General features: G+C 51.0%; 13 protein-coding genes and 1 pseudogene. 7 read left to right on the top strand and 7 right to left on the bottom strand.

Going from position 1 to position 15,138, the window contains the following annotated elements; genetic code table 11:
• Nucleotides 1-11: 11 nt before the first annotated feature.
• Nucleotides 12-1,175, bottom strand: coding sequence for an efflux RND transporter periplasmic adaptor subunit (locus EVX52_RS07775; protein WP_129953741.1), 1,164 nt, complete (start codon nucleotides 1,173-1,175; stop codon nucleotides 12-14).
• A 418-nt stretch (nucleotides 1,176-1,593) separates the two neighbouring features.
• Between EVX52_RS07775 and EVX52_RS07770 the strand changes: the two genes are divergently transcribed.
• Nucleotides 1,594-1,950: a helix-turn-helix domain-containing protein gene (locus EVX52_RS07770; RefSeq protein ID WP_013577757.1), complete on the top strand. Its 357-nt coding sequence runs from the start codon at nucleotides 1,594-1,596 to the stop codon at nucleotides 1,948-1,950.
• Nucleotides 1,951-2,036: 86 nt separating this feature from the next.
• On the opposite strand, the pseudogene EVX52_RS25745 reads toward EVX52_RS07770, so the two are convergent.
• Nucleotides 2,037-2,397, bottom strand: a pseudogene (locus EVX52_RS25745) (Tn3 family transposase); the annotation flags it as partial.
• A 141-nt stretch (nucleotides 2,398-2,538) separates the two neighbouring features.
• Here EVX52_RS25745 and EVX52_RS07765 point away from each other — a divergent pair.
• The 4 genes from EVX52_RS07765 to EVX52_RS07750 all read left to right on the top strand — a co-directional run bounded on the left by EVX52_RS07765 (nucleotide 2,539) and on the right by EVX52_RS07750 (nucleotide 5,500).
• Nucleotides 2,539-2,856 carry a hypothetical protein gene (locus tag EVX52_RS07765; protein WP_238483185.1) on the top strand — a complete coding sequence of 106 codons (318 nt, stop codon included), beginning with the start codon at nucleotides 2,539-2,541 and terminating at the stop codon, nucleotides 2,854-2,856.
• A complete protein-coding gene (locus EVX52_RS07760; RefSeq protein ID WP_129953547.1) occupies nucleotides 2,853-3,548 on the top strand; it encodes a DUF2931 family protein in 696 nt (231 codons plus the stop codon). Before EVX52_RS07765 ends, EVX52_RS07760 begins: the two co-directional genes overlap by 4 nt.
• Nucleotides 3,549-4,031: 483 nt before the next feature.
• Complete coding sequence (gene kduD, locus EVX52_RS07755) at nucleotides 4,032-4,793, top strand: 2-dehydro-3-deoxy-D-gluconate 5-dehydrogenase KduD (RefSeq protein ID WP_129953548.1); 762 nt, start codon at nucleotides 4,032-4,034, stop codon at nucleotides 4,791-4,793.
• A gap of 68 nt (nucleotides 4,794-4,861) precedes the next feature.
• Complete coding sequence (locus tag EVX52_RS07750) at nucleotides 4,862-5,500, top strand: RpiB/LacA/LacB family sugar-phosphate isomerase (RefSeq protein WP_129991020.1); 639 nt, start codon at nucleotides 4,862-4,864, stop codon at nucleotides 5,498-5,500.
• A gap of 58 nt (nucleotides 5,501-5,558) precedes the next feature.
• Here EVX52_RS07750 and EVX52_RS07745 read toward each other — a convergent pair whose 3' ends face one another.
• A complete protein-coding gene (locus EVX52_RS07745; protein WP_129953550.1) occupies nucleotides 5,559-5,879 on the bottom strand; it encodes a cupin domain-containing protein in 321 nt (106 codons plus the stop codon).
• Between the two features lie 3 nt (nucleotides 5,880-5,882).
• Nucleotides 5,883-7,064, bottom strand: coding sequence for an oligogalacturonate lyase family protein (locus tag EVX52_RS07740; RefSeq protein WP_129991019.1), 1,182 nt, complete (start codon nucleotides 7,062-7,064; stop codon nucleotides 5,883-5,885).
• 292 nt (nucleotides 7,065-7,356) lie between these two features.
• Between EVX52_RS07740 and proP the strand changes: the two genes are divergently transcribed.
• Together proP and amyA are read left to right on the top strand one after the other, a co-directional pair.
• Nucleotides 7,357-8,859 carry a glycine betaine/L-proline transporter ProP gene (gene proP / locus EVX52_RS07735; RefSeq protein WP_129953552.1) on the top strand — a complete coding sequence of 501 codons (1,503 nt, stop codon included), beginning with the start codon at nucleotides 7,357-7,359 and terminating at the stop codon, nucleotides 8,857-8,859.
• A 122-nt stretch (nucleotides 8,860-8,981) separates the two neighbouring features.
• The gene (gene amyA, locus EVX52_RS07730; RefSeq protein ID WP_129991018.1) at nucleotides 8,982-10,463 is read left to right on the top strand and encodes an alpha-amylase; all 1,482 of its coding nucleotides are present in this window, start codon (nucleotides 8,982-8,984) and stop codon (nucleotides 10,461-10,463) included.
• A 33-nt stretch (nucleotides 10,464-10,496) separates the two neighbouring features.
• Here amyA and EVX52_RS07725 read toward each other — a convergent pair whose 3' ends face one another.
• Genes EVX52_RS07725 through EVX52_RS07715 form a run of 3 tightly spaced genes read right to left on the bottom strand, consistent with a single transcriptional unit; the run spans nucleotide 10,497 to nucleotide 14,774 of the window.
• On the bottom strand, nucleotides 10,497-11,828 hold the full coding sequence (locus tag EVX52_RS07725; protein WP_240783442.1) for a J domain-containing protein: 1,332 nt from the start codon (nucleotides 11,826-11,828) through the stop codon (nucleotides 10,497-10,499).
• Nucleotides 11,825-13,084, bottom strand: coding sequence for a hypothetical protein (locus EVX52_RS25500; protein WP_240783441.1), 1,260 nt, complete (start codon nucleotides 13,082-13,084; stop codon nucleotides 11,825-11,827). The genes EVX52_RS07725 and EVX52_RS25500 overlap by 4 nt, the downstream gene beginning before the upstream one ends.
• A 4-nt stretch (nucleotides 13,085-13,088) precedes the next feature.
• Complete coding sequence (locus tag EVX52_RS07715) at nucleotides 13,089-14,774, bottom strand: Hsp70 family protein (protein WP_129953555.1); 1,686 nt, start codon at nucleotides 14,772-14,774, stop codon at nucleotides 13,089-13,091.
• Nucleotides 14,775-15,138: the final 364 nt, after the last annotated feature.

Raw genomic sequence — 15,138 nt, 5'->3', positions numbered from 1 at the left:
AGGATTCTCTTTTATTGAACGGCAGGGGCGGCCGGCGTGACAGTGTTAGCCACCATGCTGACGGTTTTGGCGTTGACCGGCATGCCCGGCATAAACACTTTCTGTACGCCGTCGATGATCACACGGTCACCGGCTTCCAGGCCTTTCTGTATGATACGTAAGCCTGCATATGTGCGGCCAATTTCCACATCACGGCGCTGTGCCTTGCCATCTTTATCAACCACATAAACGAATTTACGATCCTGGTCGGTAAGGATGGCTTTATCGTCCACCAGCATGGCATTGAACTGTGCGCTGCCCGGCATTTGAACCCGGGCAAACAATCCCGGCGTAAAGGTACGGTCACGGTTATCCAACAGAGCACGCATGCGGATGGTGCCGGTGCCGGAGTTGAGCTGGTTGTCAGTAAAATCAACCACACCCTGATGCGGATAACCGTTTTCACCGACCAACCCGACATGCACCGGCAAGCGATTTTGCGGGCTGTCGTTCAATTTCCCTTCGCGGGCCAGCGCCTGATAACGCAGGAAAGTCCCTTCATCAACGTCGAAATATACATAGACTGTGTCGAGTGACACCAGCGTGGTCAGTACGCTCGCGCTGTCACCTGCTGTCACCAAATTACCGGTCGTGATCATCGCACGGCTGGCACGGCCATCAATCGGGGAGGTAACACGGGTGAAATCAAGATTAAGTTGGGCCATGTCCAGCTGTGCCTGTGCAGCCAGGACATCAGATTGTGCCTGCGACGCTGCCGAACGACGTTGCTCCGCGACTTCTTTCGACACGGCCAGCGTCCCGATCAGCGCTTCTGTTCGTGCAGATTCACTTCGTGCCAGACTGGCCTGATTGCGCGCACGCACCAGTTCAGCCTGCGCCTGTTCCTGTGCAGCCCGGTAAGTACGATCATCAATGGTGAACAGTACCTGACCCTTTTTCACTTCCTGGCCTTCCTGATAATTCACTTTATCGATATAACCGGACACGCGCGGCCGCAGTTGTACACTTTGTACCGCTTCCACACGCCCGTTAAAGGCATCCCACTGACTGATTGGCTTAATTAACACATCTGCCACGCTGACCTGCGGAGCAGGCGGTGCGGCATTTTGCGCCACGCTGTTGTCACACCCGGCGAGCAGGGCAACCATCAGCGCAACCCCTGAAAGGCGCAACATTAAAGGCGTACCAATGACGTGGTCGCGTACAACAACCTGTGATTTTTGCAGGTTCATCATTATTTTTTATTTCCAGTGTGTAAGTGCTGCCAGGCAATACACCGGCCTGTCCGCCGGGTAACGTCCTTTGCCTGAACCGACTTTTTTGGGACTTGTGCCGTTCATCAGCACAATAATGTATCAAATACTGATACAATTTATTCGTGAGGATTGTAGAGATGCGCTTACTAAACTGCAAGAATTACTGTTACACTTTATGTGCTATTTTACAGAACGTTTACCTGGGGAAATGAGACTATCCTGTAACCGTCAATTAAATGCAATAGTAAAACTTGCATTTAACCAAAAACTGGGTCAACGTATAAAAAGACGAGTCGCCCTCGGGGGGCGCAAACAAAAAAAAAGCAGGAGACTGGCCATGAGAACCGAGGATTTCATTCACGACCTGATCGAGTGGATCGATCACAATCTGGAAGAACGACTGGATATTAAAACGGTCGCCAAGCGGGCTGGTTATTCCCGCTGGTATCTGCAGCGGATGTTTAAAGAGCACACCGGCCTGCCGATGGGGGAATACATTCGTGAGAAAAAACTGAAGAAATCTGCCGATATGCTGGCCAGCAGCGGCGAGCCTATCGTCAGCGTTGCGATTTCGCTGGGCTTCGACTCACAACAGTCCTTCACCCGCAGTTTCAAACGACAGTTTGGTCAGACTCCGGGCGACTGGCGTCGCGGGCTTAATCTGGCAACTGAATGCCAGGGCTGCCTGCACTAACTCTTATCTCTGCTTACGCTGCGTTTATCTCGTGAGCGTGTAGGGGGCCCACTGGGAAAACTGAAATATCCTACGTTTAGCCTGGTTTTATACGGACTTTTATCCACTGAGCGTAACGAACAGTATTTCCCAGCCCCTCTGCTTAAAACGGGTACGCCATACGTAATCTCCGCTCAGGTTGATATGTTCACACCCCAACGGGGAGACATGAGAAACCCATTATTTATTAAATAAATAGCTTTCTCTTCAGTGAATCAATCGCTTTTTCTTATATACCGCATTCCATAACAAGATCGCCTCAATCGGCACCATCAGCCGACTGACACAATAGCGCCGCTTCTCCAGTCCGCAATCTCTAATTTCTCTCAACCGGGGCATGAAGACCTGTCGTACAAGAGCATTTCAGTCCTCGTCGTTATTCAATCCGGCCTGTACACATCGACGCAGGAAAAGACTGAAGTCACCGGACACCCATATCACTTTCTGTAATCACCAGAGAACTTTGGGACCATTTGCTGCTGACAGAGTCTGATTTAGGTTAAGGTATGATGGACTGGATTTAACCTTTCAGATTAAAGGGACTTTCTTATGGCAAGAGACGAGAAAACAGCGCCGGGCGACACCGGCTATCACCGGTATGAAATTATCGGGGACAACACGCACCGTACCGATGTTCTGTGCAGTGAAAAAGTTATCCAGTGCAGGAGGGTGCCGGTCAGGGGGATTACGCTGACAGTGGGGGTGTTCTTTGACGGTACGGGCAACAACCGAAATAATTCAAGCGACCTGCGACTGGCCTACGCGCACTGCGCAAACCTGGTGGATGAGGCGCGGGCAAAGGCGTGTGCGAAGTATGAAGAACAGCAAAAAGCCCATGTGGACGCACTGGATAGGGTGTTCGGATGAGGACATTACATATTGCGATCGGGGTACTGCTGTTACTGACGGGGTGCCGCGACAGGCGAGCCGACGTGACCACCCCGCTTGGGGACGGCGTAGAGCAGTGGGGCAAAAAGCTGCCTTACGATCACTGGCAGTTTAATTTTTTTCACCCTAAAAATCTGCCCGCCCTGGTGACGCAGGTGTATCTGGAGGACGGGGATATCCGGGAAAGCATCTTCAGGCGGCTTGACCCGACAGAACCCAGCCAGAGCAGCGTGGACACATGGAGTCGTGTTGTTGGCAGTTTTTCTGCCAACTTTAATATCAGTAAGGCGCTGCCGGTAAGGATGTCAGTGTGCTGGGACTCGGTGATTGATAAAAAATCGTATGAGACGGAGATCTGGTTTGATCGGGGAACATGGCGGCAAATGACAACGGCTTATCCTGATAATTACAAACCGGGACAGGTTTATTACCGGGATAATATGATTATTGGTCTGGCTCCCGGAGGTACGGTGCGGATCTGGCTTGAGGACAACGGTAATCATGTTGTCCCCCAACACCCGGCCAGAGAGTTCACATTGACGGGAGATAATATGTTGATATGTAAGAACGTTCCCAGCAGGATTGATTTTAATTACACCGAGCGTAACGGCTACGACCCGTTTATCCGGGACTTTATCAAAGGGAAAACCTATCCATACGGTGATTGGTAGGGTTTAACGATCTGCAAAATTAAAAGGATCTTCTTGAGATCCTTTTTTACGACCAAATTTCTGGGGTAAGAATTTTGTTTAAAAAATCCTTTTCATAGAAGAGATTACGTTTTCCAAATGGATCTCGCGTACCGCTGGCCCGGCATCCCCGCCGGGCAGTGAATGGTCCATCCGAACAAAAAGCCATTTTATTCCTCTCTGTCCTCCGGATGATTTATTTCTTCAGGGGGCTTTGCCCTGCATCCTTTCTTCTTTTCTGCGCCCTGTTTTTGACATTTACCTGACACTACTCATCAGGACGTGATCAACCCAACAAAAAACGACACCAAAGTTCACATAAATTGAAATGATGTTTCAATTTCTTGAGTCGGACGAATTTTATCGCTAAACTCCTCTTTATTATTTCGGCGCCGGGCACAGCCCGACAACCCATCGTCCTACGGAAAAGCAGATTTGCTTCCGTTTATGCATAAAGGAACCATCATGATTCTGGATAATTTCTCGCTTCAGGGAAAAGTCGCGGTAGTGACCGGATGCGATACCGGTTTGGGTCAGGGTATGGCAATCGGCCTCGCTGAGGCCGGCTGTGATATTGTAGGGATCAACATTGTCGAACCCGCAGAAACCATCGAGCGCATCGGCGCGACAGGCCGCCGTTTCCTGAGCCTGACCGCTGATCTGAGCGACACGAAAGTTATTCCGGCGCTGCTGGAACGTGCTGTCGCTGAAATGGGACATCTGGATATTCTGGTCAATAACGCCGGAATCATCCGCCGTGAAGACGCCATCGAGTTCAGCGAAAAGAACTGGGATGATGTGATGAATCTGAACATCAAATCCGTCTTCTTCATGTCGCAGGCTGTGGCGAAACAATTCATCGCTCAGGGTACCGGCGGCAAAATCATTAATATTGCGTCGATGCTTTCCTATCAGGGCGGTATCCGCGTACCTTCTTATACCGCATCAAAAAGCGCCGTCATGGGAGTGACCCGCCTGCTGGCCAACGAATGGGCGAAGCACAATATCAATGTGAACGCGATTGCGCCGGGCTATATGGCGACCAACAACACCCAGCAACTTCGCGCTGATGAAGCACGCAGCGAAGAAATTTTGGGGCGTATTCCTGCCGGCCGCTGGGGTTTGCCGTCTGATCTGATGGGGCCGGTCGTATTCCTGTCTTCACCGGCTTCCGACTATATCAACGGCTACACCATTGCCGTTGACGGGGGCTGGCTGGCCCGTTAATCACGCCAGTTATTGATAAACATTCACCGACAGCAGCGGCTCAAACCGCTGCCCAAAGAGGAAATCTCATGAAAATTGCATTGATGATGGAAAACAGTCAGGCCGCTAAAAACGCGATCATCCTGAAAGAACTTAACGCCGTAGCTTCGGAAAAAGAGTATCCGGTCTTCAACGTGGGCATGTCTGATGAACAGGATCACCATCTGACTTACATCCATCTGGGCATCATGGCCAGTATCCTGCTTAATTCAAAAGCGGTGGATTTTGTGGTTGCAGGCTGCGGTACCGGCCAGGGCGCACTGATGTCTCTGAATATTCATCCGGGCGTTAACTGCGGTTATTGCATTGATCCGGCTGATGCCTTCCTGTTTGCGCAAATCAACAACGGCAACGCATTATCGCTGCCATTTGCTAAAGGCTTCGGCTGGGGTGCAGAGCTGAACGTACGCTTCATCTTCGAAAAGGCCTTTACCGGCGTGAAAGGCGAAGGCTATCCGGCTGACCGCAAAGAACCTCAGGTGCGCAACGCGGGCATTCTGAATCAGGTGAAAGCCGCAGTGGTGAAAGAAAACTATCTGGATACACTGCGTGCCATCGATCCTGAACTGGTAAAAACCGCTGTCACCGGCGAACGCTTCCAGAAATGTTTCTTCGAAAACTGCCAGAACAAAGAGATTGAATCCTTTGTGCGTGAAATTCTCGCGTAAGAGTTGGTTTCCGGCGTGACAAAAAACCGGTGCTCATGTGGCACCGGTTTTTTATGGCTTAAAGGAAATCTTGTCGCTGAGGTGTGAAAGTATCCAGTAATACCCCTTTCTCCAGACAAACGCAGCCGTGCATGATGTACGGTTTTTTATACAGCGTATCGCCTGCACTTACTTCACGGGTTTCTTCACCGATAGTGAATTTGAAACGGCCGGATAACACATAGGTCAGTTGTTCGTGAACATGGTTATGCATCGGGCCGACGGCGCCTTCTTCAAAGTATACTTCAACGGCCATCATGGTGCCGTCATGCGCCAGAACACGACGGCTCACACCGTCCCCCAGATCCTGTAAAGGAATATCTTTTTTAAAGGTAAACATTGGTTAATCCTTGCGTAATGAACTGAGCAGGGCATGCGGAATTTCCGCCAGATACAGCGCCGGTAAGCCTTCATAATCGGTGGTGAACAGCACATGACGATCGTCGGGTGAGAAAGAAGGGTGCGGATGCGTCACCTGACGGTCGCCGTCCAGCACCTGCCAGGAGCTGTTATGCGCGGCCAGCGGTGCATACCGGCGGGTCCGGGTGTCGAAAATATACAACCACGGATCGTTTTCAATCGTATGACTTGCGGTGTCTTTCACATCAACCGGCGTACCGGAGCCATCACCGACCAGCAGTGTACCGTTGTCATTACTCATCAGATGCGAGCAGGCTGGCATGGTCATCAGACAGATATCTTCGCCGGTTTGCGGGTCGAAACGGCGGATATGGCGGTCATGTTGGCCTTTCAGATAAGACACATAAATAAGTGCAGAGCCGTCCGGTACCCAGAATTCGTGTGTACAGCTTTCTCCCGGTGCATGTTCTTTTACCTTGCGGACATCACTGCCGTCTTCATTCACCAGCCACATACGTGCATCAACCAGGTCATGCGGGCCTTCGTGACAGAAAGCGACGGTGTTGTCATCAAACGGGCGATAAATCGGGTGTCCGAGCCATTCATTTTTCTCGTGGATCACGCGGGATTTTCCGTTGAGTAAATCGACACATAACAGTCTGCAGTGCGGATTACTGTGATAGAAATCCTGGAAGATTTTCCAGTCTGACAGTGGCGTCCAGTCCTCACGACTGATTTCGATACCCACCAGACGGGTGCATTCGCTGTTGGCCACCCAGGTGCCATAGCCAACCCATTCTTCCGGCACCTGATACACCGTATGTTCACTAAAATCAGCCAGTTTTACGCGCTGCAGACTGCGTTCGTTTTTGACGTAGTAAAGATACTGATCATCCGGGGAGAGGAAACCGCCAAAGGTGTTATCGCCTTTGCCTTCAGTCAGCTGAGCCGCTTTCTGCGTTTGCAAGTCCAGCAGATAATAGTTGCGGTTGCCATCAAACTCACCGGCGAACAACAGTTTATTACCCTCGCGGGTAAAGCATTTCTGATAGAAATAGTTGCGATGACACAACACATCAGGCGGTGTTAAACGCGTCACCCGGGCACCGGTCTGAGGATCCTGAACGGTGTGGAAACTAAATTGAATCTGAGAACCTTTTGCCATGATTCACCCCATAAGTAGCATGAAATTAGCCGTTGTTCCGGCGTCCCTTTCATTAATCAAAATGCAGTTTCATTAATTTGAAAACACATTACCACTTTGTGAGTCAAAACAACGGCGGGTGAAAACAAAAGTGCAATGGTGATCACAAAACGGTTGGCTTTTGCTACAGCGTAAAACCATCCTATAATGATATAGCTTGCTCAAATATTATTGATACTCTTGATGATTAAAGAGTACGAACAAAATATCTCACGCTTACACGGTGGAGTATTTTAGAAAAGGGATGTGAAAGATGAGATTACGAAAGAAACGTGTTCAACCCATGCATATCAACGACATTACGATCATTGATGACACTAAACTGAAAAAAGCTATTACCGCCGCAGCCCTGGGTAATGCGATGGAATGGTTTGATTTCGGTGTGTATGGTTTTGTGGCATTTGCATTAGGGCAGGTGTTTTTCCCGGGGGCAGACCCGGGTATTCAGATGATTGCCGCGCTGGCAACCTTCTCCGTACCGTTCCTCGTCAGGCCTCTGGGCGGACTGTTTTTCGGCGCACTTGGCGACAAATTTGGGCGCCAGAAAGTCCTTTCCGTCACCATCATCATCATGTCCGTCAGCACCTTCTGTATCGGGCTGATACCCGGTTATGACTCCATCGGTATCTGGGCACCGATTTTGCTGTTACTGGCAAAACTGGCACAGGGTTTCTCGGTTGGTGGCGAGTATACCGGTGCAGCGATTTTCGTTGCAGAATATTCTCCTGACAGAAAACGCGGCTTCCTCGGCAGCTGGCTGGATTTTGGTTCCATCGCCGGTTTTATTCTCGGGGCAGGTGTGGTGGTGCTGATTTCCAGTATCGTGGGTGAAACGAACTTCCTCGAATGGGGCTGGCGTATTCCGTTTTTCATTGCCGCTCCGCTGGGCCTGATCGGGATCTATCTGCGTCATGCACTGGAAGAAACCCCGACCTTCCAGCAACACGTCGATAAGATCGACAGCGATTCGCGTAAAGATATCGCTGAACCGCCAAGAGTCTCGTTCCGTGAAATCCTGACCAAACAATGGCGTCCGCTGATTATCTGTGTGGGCATGGTGATAGCAACAAACGTCACCTACTACATGCTGCTGACATACATGCCGAGCTATTTGTCCCACAGCCTGCATTATTCTGAAGACCACGGTGTGCTGATCATCATTGCCATCATGGTCGGCATGTTGTTCGTACAGCCGTTCATGGGGATGCTGAGTGACCGCTTCGGCCGTAAACCTTTTGTGATCATCGGCAGTATCGGCCTGTTTATACTGGCTATTCCGTGCTTCATTCTGATAAACAGTGATGTGATAGGCCTGATTTTCTTAGGTCTGCTGATCCTTGCGGTGTTGCTGAACTGCTTTATCGGTGTGATGGCGTCAACGTTACCGGCAATGTTCCCGACGCATATCCGTTACAGCGCGCTGGCAATTGCTTTCAATGTTTCGGTACTGATTGCGGGGCTTACCCCGACGATCGCCGCGTGGCTGGTGGAAGCCACCAATAATCTCTATATGCCAGCCTATTACCTGATGGTTGTGGCGATGATTGGTCTGGTGACCGGCATTTTCATGAAAGAAACCGCTAACCGCCCGCTCAAGGGCGCGACACCGGCAGCTTCAGACCGTGCAGAAGCGCGTGAAATCCTCCAGGAACATCACGACAATATCGAACAGAAAATTGAAGATATTGATGCGCAGATTGTTGAGCTTGAAGCAAAAAGAAAAAATCTGATTGCCCAGCACCCGGATATCAACTGATTCCGTTCTCAGGCAGTCTCAACGCCGGTCACTTTGCTGACCGGCTTTTTTTTGCCTTTAGTCACATTTTTTGCGTTCCTGCTCCATACTTCACTTCCTGGTCATCTGAATGGAAAGTCTGTATGCAGAATCCTACGTTGTTTCAGTTCTTTCACTGGTATTACCCGGATGGTGGGAAGCTCTGGCCGGAAGTGGCCGAAAAAGCCGCCTGGCTGGCTGAGATTGGCATTACCGCCGCCTGGCTTCCGCCTGCCTGTAAAGGCGAATCGGGTGGATATTCGGTTGGCTATGACACTTATGATTTGTTTGATCTGGGTGAGTTTGAGCAGAAAGGTTCCCGTGCGACCAAATATGGCGACAAAGAGGGGCTGCTCGCAGCCATCAGCGCGCTGAAACAGCATAAGCTGGGCGTCATTCTTGACGTGGTGCTCAATCATAAAATGGGAGCGGATGAGAAAGAACGCGTTCAGGTTAACCGCGTTAACATGGATAACCGTGAAGAAATCAGCGATGACGTTATTGAAGCAGAGGCCTGGACGCGTTTCATTTTTGCCGCCCGTAACGGCCAGTATTCAAAGTTCATCTGGGATTTTCACTGCTTCAGCGGTGTTGACCACATTGAAAACCCGGACGAGCAAGGCATTTTCAAAATCATTAACGATTATACCGGCGGCGGCTGGAACGATCAGGTCGATGACGAATTCGGTAATTACGATTACCTGATGGGTGCCAATGTCGATTTCCGCAATAACGCAGTCAGCGAAGAGCTCAAATACTGGGGCCGCTGGATCATGGAACAAACGCACTGTACAGGGTTTCGTCTTGATGCGGTGAAACATATTCCGGCCTGGTTCTATAAAGAGTGGATTGACCATATTCAGGCACAATCGGAACAACCGATATACCTGGTCGCAGAATACTGGTCATTCGACGTCCCGACACTGCAAAATTACATCCGTCAGGTGGAAGGCAAAACCATGCTGTTCGATGCGCCGCTACAGCTGAATTTCCACCATGCCTCGAAACAGGGTGTGGATTACGATCTGACCACCATTTTTGATAACACACTGGTCGCTGCTGATGCTGCGCATGCGGTGACGCTGGTTGCCAACCACGACACACAGCCGTTGCAGTCTCTTGAGGCACCGGTTGAGCCGTGGTTTAAACCGCTGGCCTATGCGTTAACGTTGTTGCGCGAGCATGGCGTGCCCATCGTCTTTTATCCGGATTTATTCGGTGCAAGTTACGAAGATGAAGGAGAGGACGGAAATAATTACACCGTAAATCTGCCAGTGATCCCCCATCTGGAAGCGCTGATCAGAGCCCGTCAGGGGTACGCATGGGGTGCACAAACCGATTATTTCGATCACCCGAACTGCATTGCCTTTTCCCGCAGCGGTACCGCAGAGCAACCGGGATGCGTGGTAGTGATGTCTAACGGAGAAGCCGGCGAGAAAACGATTGAGCTGGGCGACAACTTTGCCGGTAAGCAATGGCGGGACATGCTGGAAAACCGCGGGGAAGTCATTACAACCGACGAAAAAGGCAGCGCACAATTCTTTTGCGCAGCAGGGAGCGTCAGCGTCTGGATTATGACGGAGTGAAACAGGTGCGGGCGGGATTAACCGCCCGCAACGTCAACGGAATCCGAAAGCAATCAACAATGAATACATCACCAGTAATACCACAAAGGCCACGATGCCGGCCACACCCGAAGCTTTTTTCATCAACTCCCACGGGAAAATCACCATAATAATCATCGCGTTCAATGGCACGCTGTACCATTTCCATTGTTTTGGCGCCATCATCCAGAGGACGCAAAAACTACTGGCGCTCAGTACCCCGTAATTGGTGAAAGCCATCACCATATTTCCGGTTTCAGGCTTAAACATGGTGAAGAAACCCAGCATTATTTTTACCATAATGCCGGTTGCCAGTATCGACAACACGCATTCTGTTGCGCACAACATGCGCGGGCGGTAACGTAATTTCCGCTCCAGATAACTGTAACCATGCATATATAATGCAATGAATGCTATGAGTAAAATGCGTGAGCGCCACGGTTCAGGATGTTCACGCGTCGCCAGCATGATCAGCAAAAGCCAGAAACCGGTCAGGAACACCGTTCCCCAACGCAGTGCCAGCCGGTTCTCAGCCAGGGTTTTCAGCAGTACTGAATTAATACGCGGCAACAAAGCAGGATAATACGCCCTGATTTCCCTGAGTTTATCGTGCAGGGATAGCATAAAGTCGGGTACCAGTTTCGCCCACCAGGGCACAACCGCACCTTCCTCCGTCAGCAAACGCAAACGCAGTCGATTCAGCATGGACCCCTGATATTCGCGCGCCATAACAGACGCGTAGTAGTTCGCGCCGGTATGTTCTATCTGTGCCTGAAGCGCCTGCAGCCGTTGCGGGGAAATCCCCACCGGTTGGTAATGGTCTATTTCCCACCCCATAATGGCAGAGACTTTGAGCAGTAATGCTGAATATAATCCTTCGCGTTCACTCAATTGTGCGGCCATTTCCTGGCTAAACATCTCCCGCAATTCGAGATTTTGCAGAGAATCACTCTGCAAATAATCTGCCAGCCGTTTTATCCCCACCGTTTCGTCATCCATCATAGCGTCAATAACAGGGGGGATTTCTGCAAAAATCTGACCGCGTAACAGAGAGACGTCGTCAGATTCCTGTACGGGAGCTTTCACCGTCTCATACCGGACAGACAAAGGCGAGGCGGGCGCGGCAGAAAGGTCCACAGGGGGCTTAGCAGTAGTGACAACGTCACTTAAAATGTCATCATAACCCTGACGCTTTGCCGCTTCAAAGGCTTCGCGCAGTCGCTGATACCCTTGCGGATCACTGTCAGGACGGGTGTTTTTCAGCTTTCGGGCATAAGCCCGTTTAATCACGCCCAGATCCTGAGTCGGCTCAATGCCTAAAACTGACCAAATTCCCTGTCCGCTCATTCCACCGCCCACGTAATTAACCATGAATATACAAATAACATCAGTGCGCACGCCACAACCCGTCTGACCCGGCCGGGCTTTCTGGCTTGTTCCCACGGCAACGTGAGTAAAGAAACCACACTGTTACAGACCAGATTATACCAGCGCCAGGATTTCGGGCAGATGGCCCAGGTGCAGAACAGCACGGTTATCAGCAACATAAAGAACAACGCTGGCCCGCGTCCGGGGTCATCCTGAAGATAAAGGAAGGTCGCATAAAATCCACTGAAAACCAGCCCCGACAGTGCAATGACCAGCACCGACATCAGGGTTTCCGCTACGGCATGCAGGCGGGGATACGGATGTAATAATATCCCCATGCCTTTATAACCGAAGATGCATCCCAGCACGGTAATCGCACTCAGCAGTGTATCGCGCAGCCAGTGCGGAGAATGGCGGGCTCCGTAAATCGCCAGCACACACCAAAAGACGGTCAGAAAAGTGGCTTCACCGCTGAGAGCAAAACGGCAACGCTTAAGGTCATTCCTCAGCCGGGAATTGACCCGCGGCAGCAGCACCGGATGATACATGGCTATCTCGTGCAAATGTGCCCTGAGACGGCCCACAAAGCCGGGAACGCATTTCATACCGAATGTCAGGTTTTTGCCTTCGACACTGAGATAATCAAATACCTTACGGCCAAAAACCGAAGCCTGAAGTTGCGTCCGCAGGGCATCCCAGTAGTGACGCCCGGCGGTACTCTCAATTTGCTGATGCAGCGCATCCAGCTGATAAACTGAAATACCGACGGGCTGATAATGGTCAATTTCCCATTCCATCAGCGCGGCAACGTTCGCCAGCAATGAGAAGGTCAGCCCTTCATGCTCCGCCAGATCCCACGCCAGCTGCTGACTGAACATTTCACGCAACTGAAGGTTTTGCAGTAAAGTTTCTGACAGACAGACCTGCAGCTTTTCCAGGCCTGCCTGCTCATTTTCCAGCAGCAGGCTGACGATTTCTGATACACGATGGTGAACCTGCGTCTGATTGATTAACGAATCGTCAGTAAGCGACGCAGGATGAGAAGGGTAAGTGACGTTGTCACCTGTAGTCCAAAAATATTCGCCGCGCCTGGCTGATTCAAACGCCTCCCGCAGGCGCTGATACGCTTGCGGATCCTGATCAGGCCGCGTGCTTTTTAGCTGATGCGCATAGGCCCGTTTGATGGCAGCGATGTCCTGCGTAGGTTCTATCCCGAGAACTGACCAGATCCCCATCGGACTATTCCCACCCGCTGCGCAGATGCACCAGCAGTGCCTCAAATTCCTTGCGTGCTGCCGCAATCTGACGCGCATCTTGCGTGTCGAGCACATGTTCAAAGCGATACAACTGGTCGGCAATGAACTGCCGCTGGTCGCCAAGACTTTGTTCATAATAAGCGTTGGCTTCTGCTACCAGTTGGCGGTTTACCAATTGTTCACGCGGATGCTGCTTAATGTTTTCAAGTTTGAGCAAACTTTCGGTAATTTGTGCCGGCGTCAGGCTGCCTGGCGCTTTCTCGATCACCAGTTTTTCCACCTGTCCGGTGCTGGTGATTTTACATTCCACTTCCAGAATACCGTCGAGTGTGTAAGTAAAACGCACATCGGCGGTCATTTCACCTGCCGGGCGCGGAGGCACGTCAACGTTCAGCGAACCGAGCAGAATATTATCGGCCACCCGCCGCGCTTCGCCCTGATAAATGGACAGATTCAGGTACTTTTGCTGATCTGAAATGGTGACAATCGTTTCCACGCGACTCACCGGCACAAAGCTGTTGCGCTCGATCAGAGGCAGAAAATGCCCGTCTTCATAGCCGTCGCCTTTAGGGCGGGAGATCCCGATACCCAGCGTAAACGGCATGACATCGGTCAGCACGATGTCATCGAGCGCCTGATCCTGCAAGGCCAGTCCGGCCTGAATACCGGCACCCAGCGCCACGGCTTCGTCCGGTTGCAAATCACTGCGCGGAAAGCGGCCGAACAGACGAGCCACCGCCTGACGTACCAATGGCATTCGCGTTGCGCCGCCTACCAGCACCACATGATCCACTTCATCGGCGGAGAATTTGGCATCGCGCAGTGCCTGTATCACCGGTTTTTTCATCCGCTCCAGCGTACTCTCACAGCATTGCGCCAGAGTCTCACTGGTCAGCGTCCAGCTCAGTGAACTTTCTTTCCACTGGTACCGGAGCGTCGTACTGTCTTGTGTGGTCAGCTGGCACTTAGCTTTTTCCGCCAGCGTAATCAGCTGACCAAAAAGGGCATTATCCTCTTTGTCCAGTTGCGGATACTGCGCCAGCATCCAGCTGGTAAGGCTGCGGGTGAAGTCATCACCGCCGAGGAACACATCGCCGCTGCTGGCGCGGACTTCAATTACGCCTTCAAACATATCGATGATTGAAACGTCAAACGTGCCGCCCCCCAGATCGAACACCAGGAATTTCTGTTCCTGCTGATTCACCAGCCCGTAGGCCAGCGACGCTGCCGTCGGTTCATTGAGCAGACGTTCTACCTGCAGGCCGGCCATTTCACCGGCGGCTTTCACCGCCTTGCGCTGAATATCATTAAAATAAGCAGGGACGGTAATAATGGCGCGCTTCACCTCACAGCCACAATATTGTTCAGCATCGGCTTTCAGGCTGCGCAATAAAAGAGCGGAGAGTTCCTCCGCGCGAAAGTGCTGGTGACCGAGCCGGAACTGATGATCGGTCCCCATGAAGCGTTTAAAACTGGAAAGGGTGAGGTCAGGGTGGGTAAATAAACGCGCCTGAGCAGGCGCACCGACCAGAACGTGACCGTTATCATCGAGGCCGATCACCGAGGGCGTCAGATTTTTTCCATAGACATTAGGAACCAGAACGGAATGTCCGTCTTGCCAGATGGCAACAGCGCAGTTTGACGTGCCTAAATCTATTCCTATCAACATCCGTATCACTCCAGAAGCATAAACCGAAAACAACCGAAAGAATTTATATCGGCCGAATTTACAGAAAGTTGAGGAGATTTTGTAGGTTGCGCGATATAAATCTTGTCAGAAAACTTACATTTATCGCGGATGAAGGTCGGACGAGGTAATTTATTCTATAATCACTAGACGACCGGTCTAATTAAATGTATTGTTAACTCATGAACACGACAAAAGCACCTGACGCAGGCAAAACAGATTGTCCGTCAGACGGATTAATCTGATACGTAACAAACGACACCTCGCGCTGAGGTGTTTTTTTGAAAGTTATTACAAGACGACTGGTCTACTATCAAGACAGTTAAACAACGTTAACAACCGGGAT

The sequence above is a fragment of the Rahnella sp. CFA14(1/10) genome, assembly GCF_004195095.1.
Lineage (GTDB): Bacteria > Pseudomonadota > Gammaproteobacteria > Enterobacterales > Enterobacteriaceae > Rahnella > Rahnella perminowiae.
The sequence above is the reverse complement of the archived record's forward strand: the minus strand, read 5'-3'. Positions and strand labels throughout refer to the sequence as shown.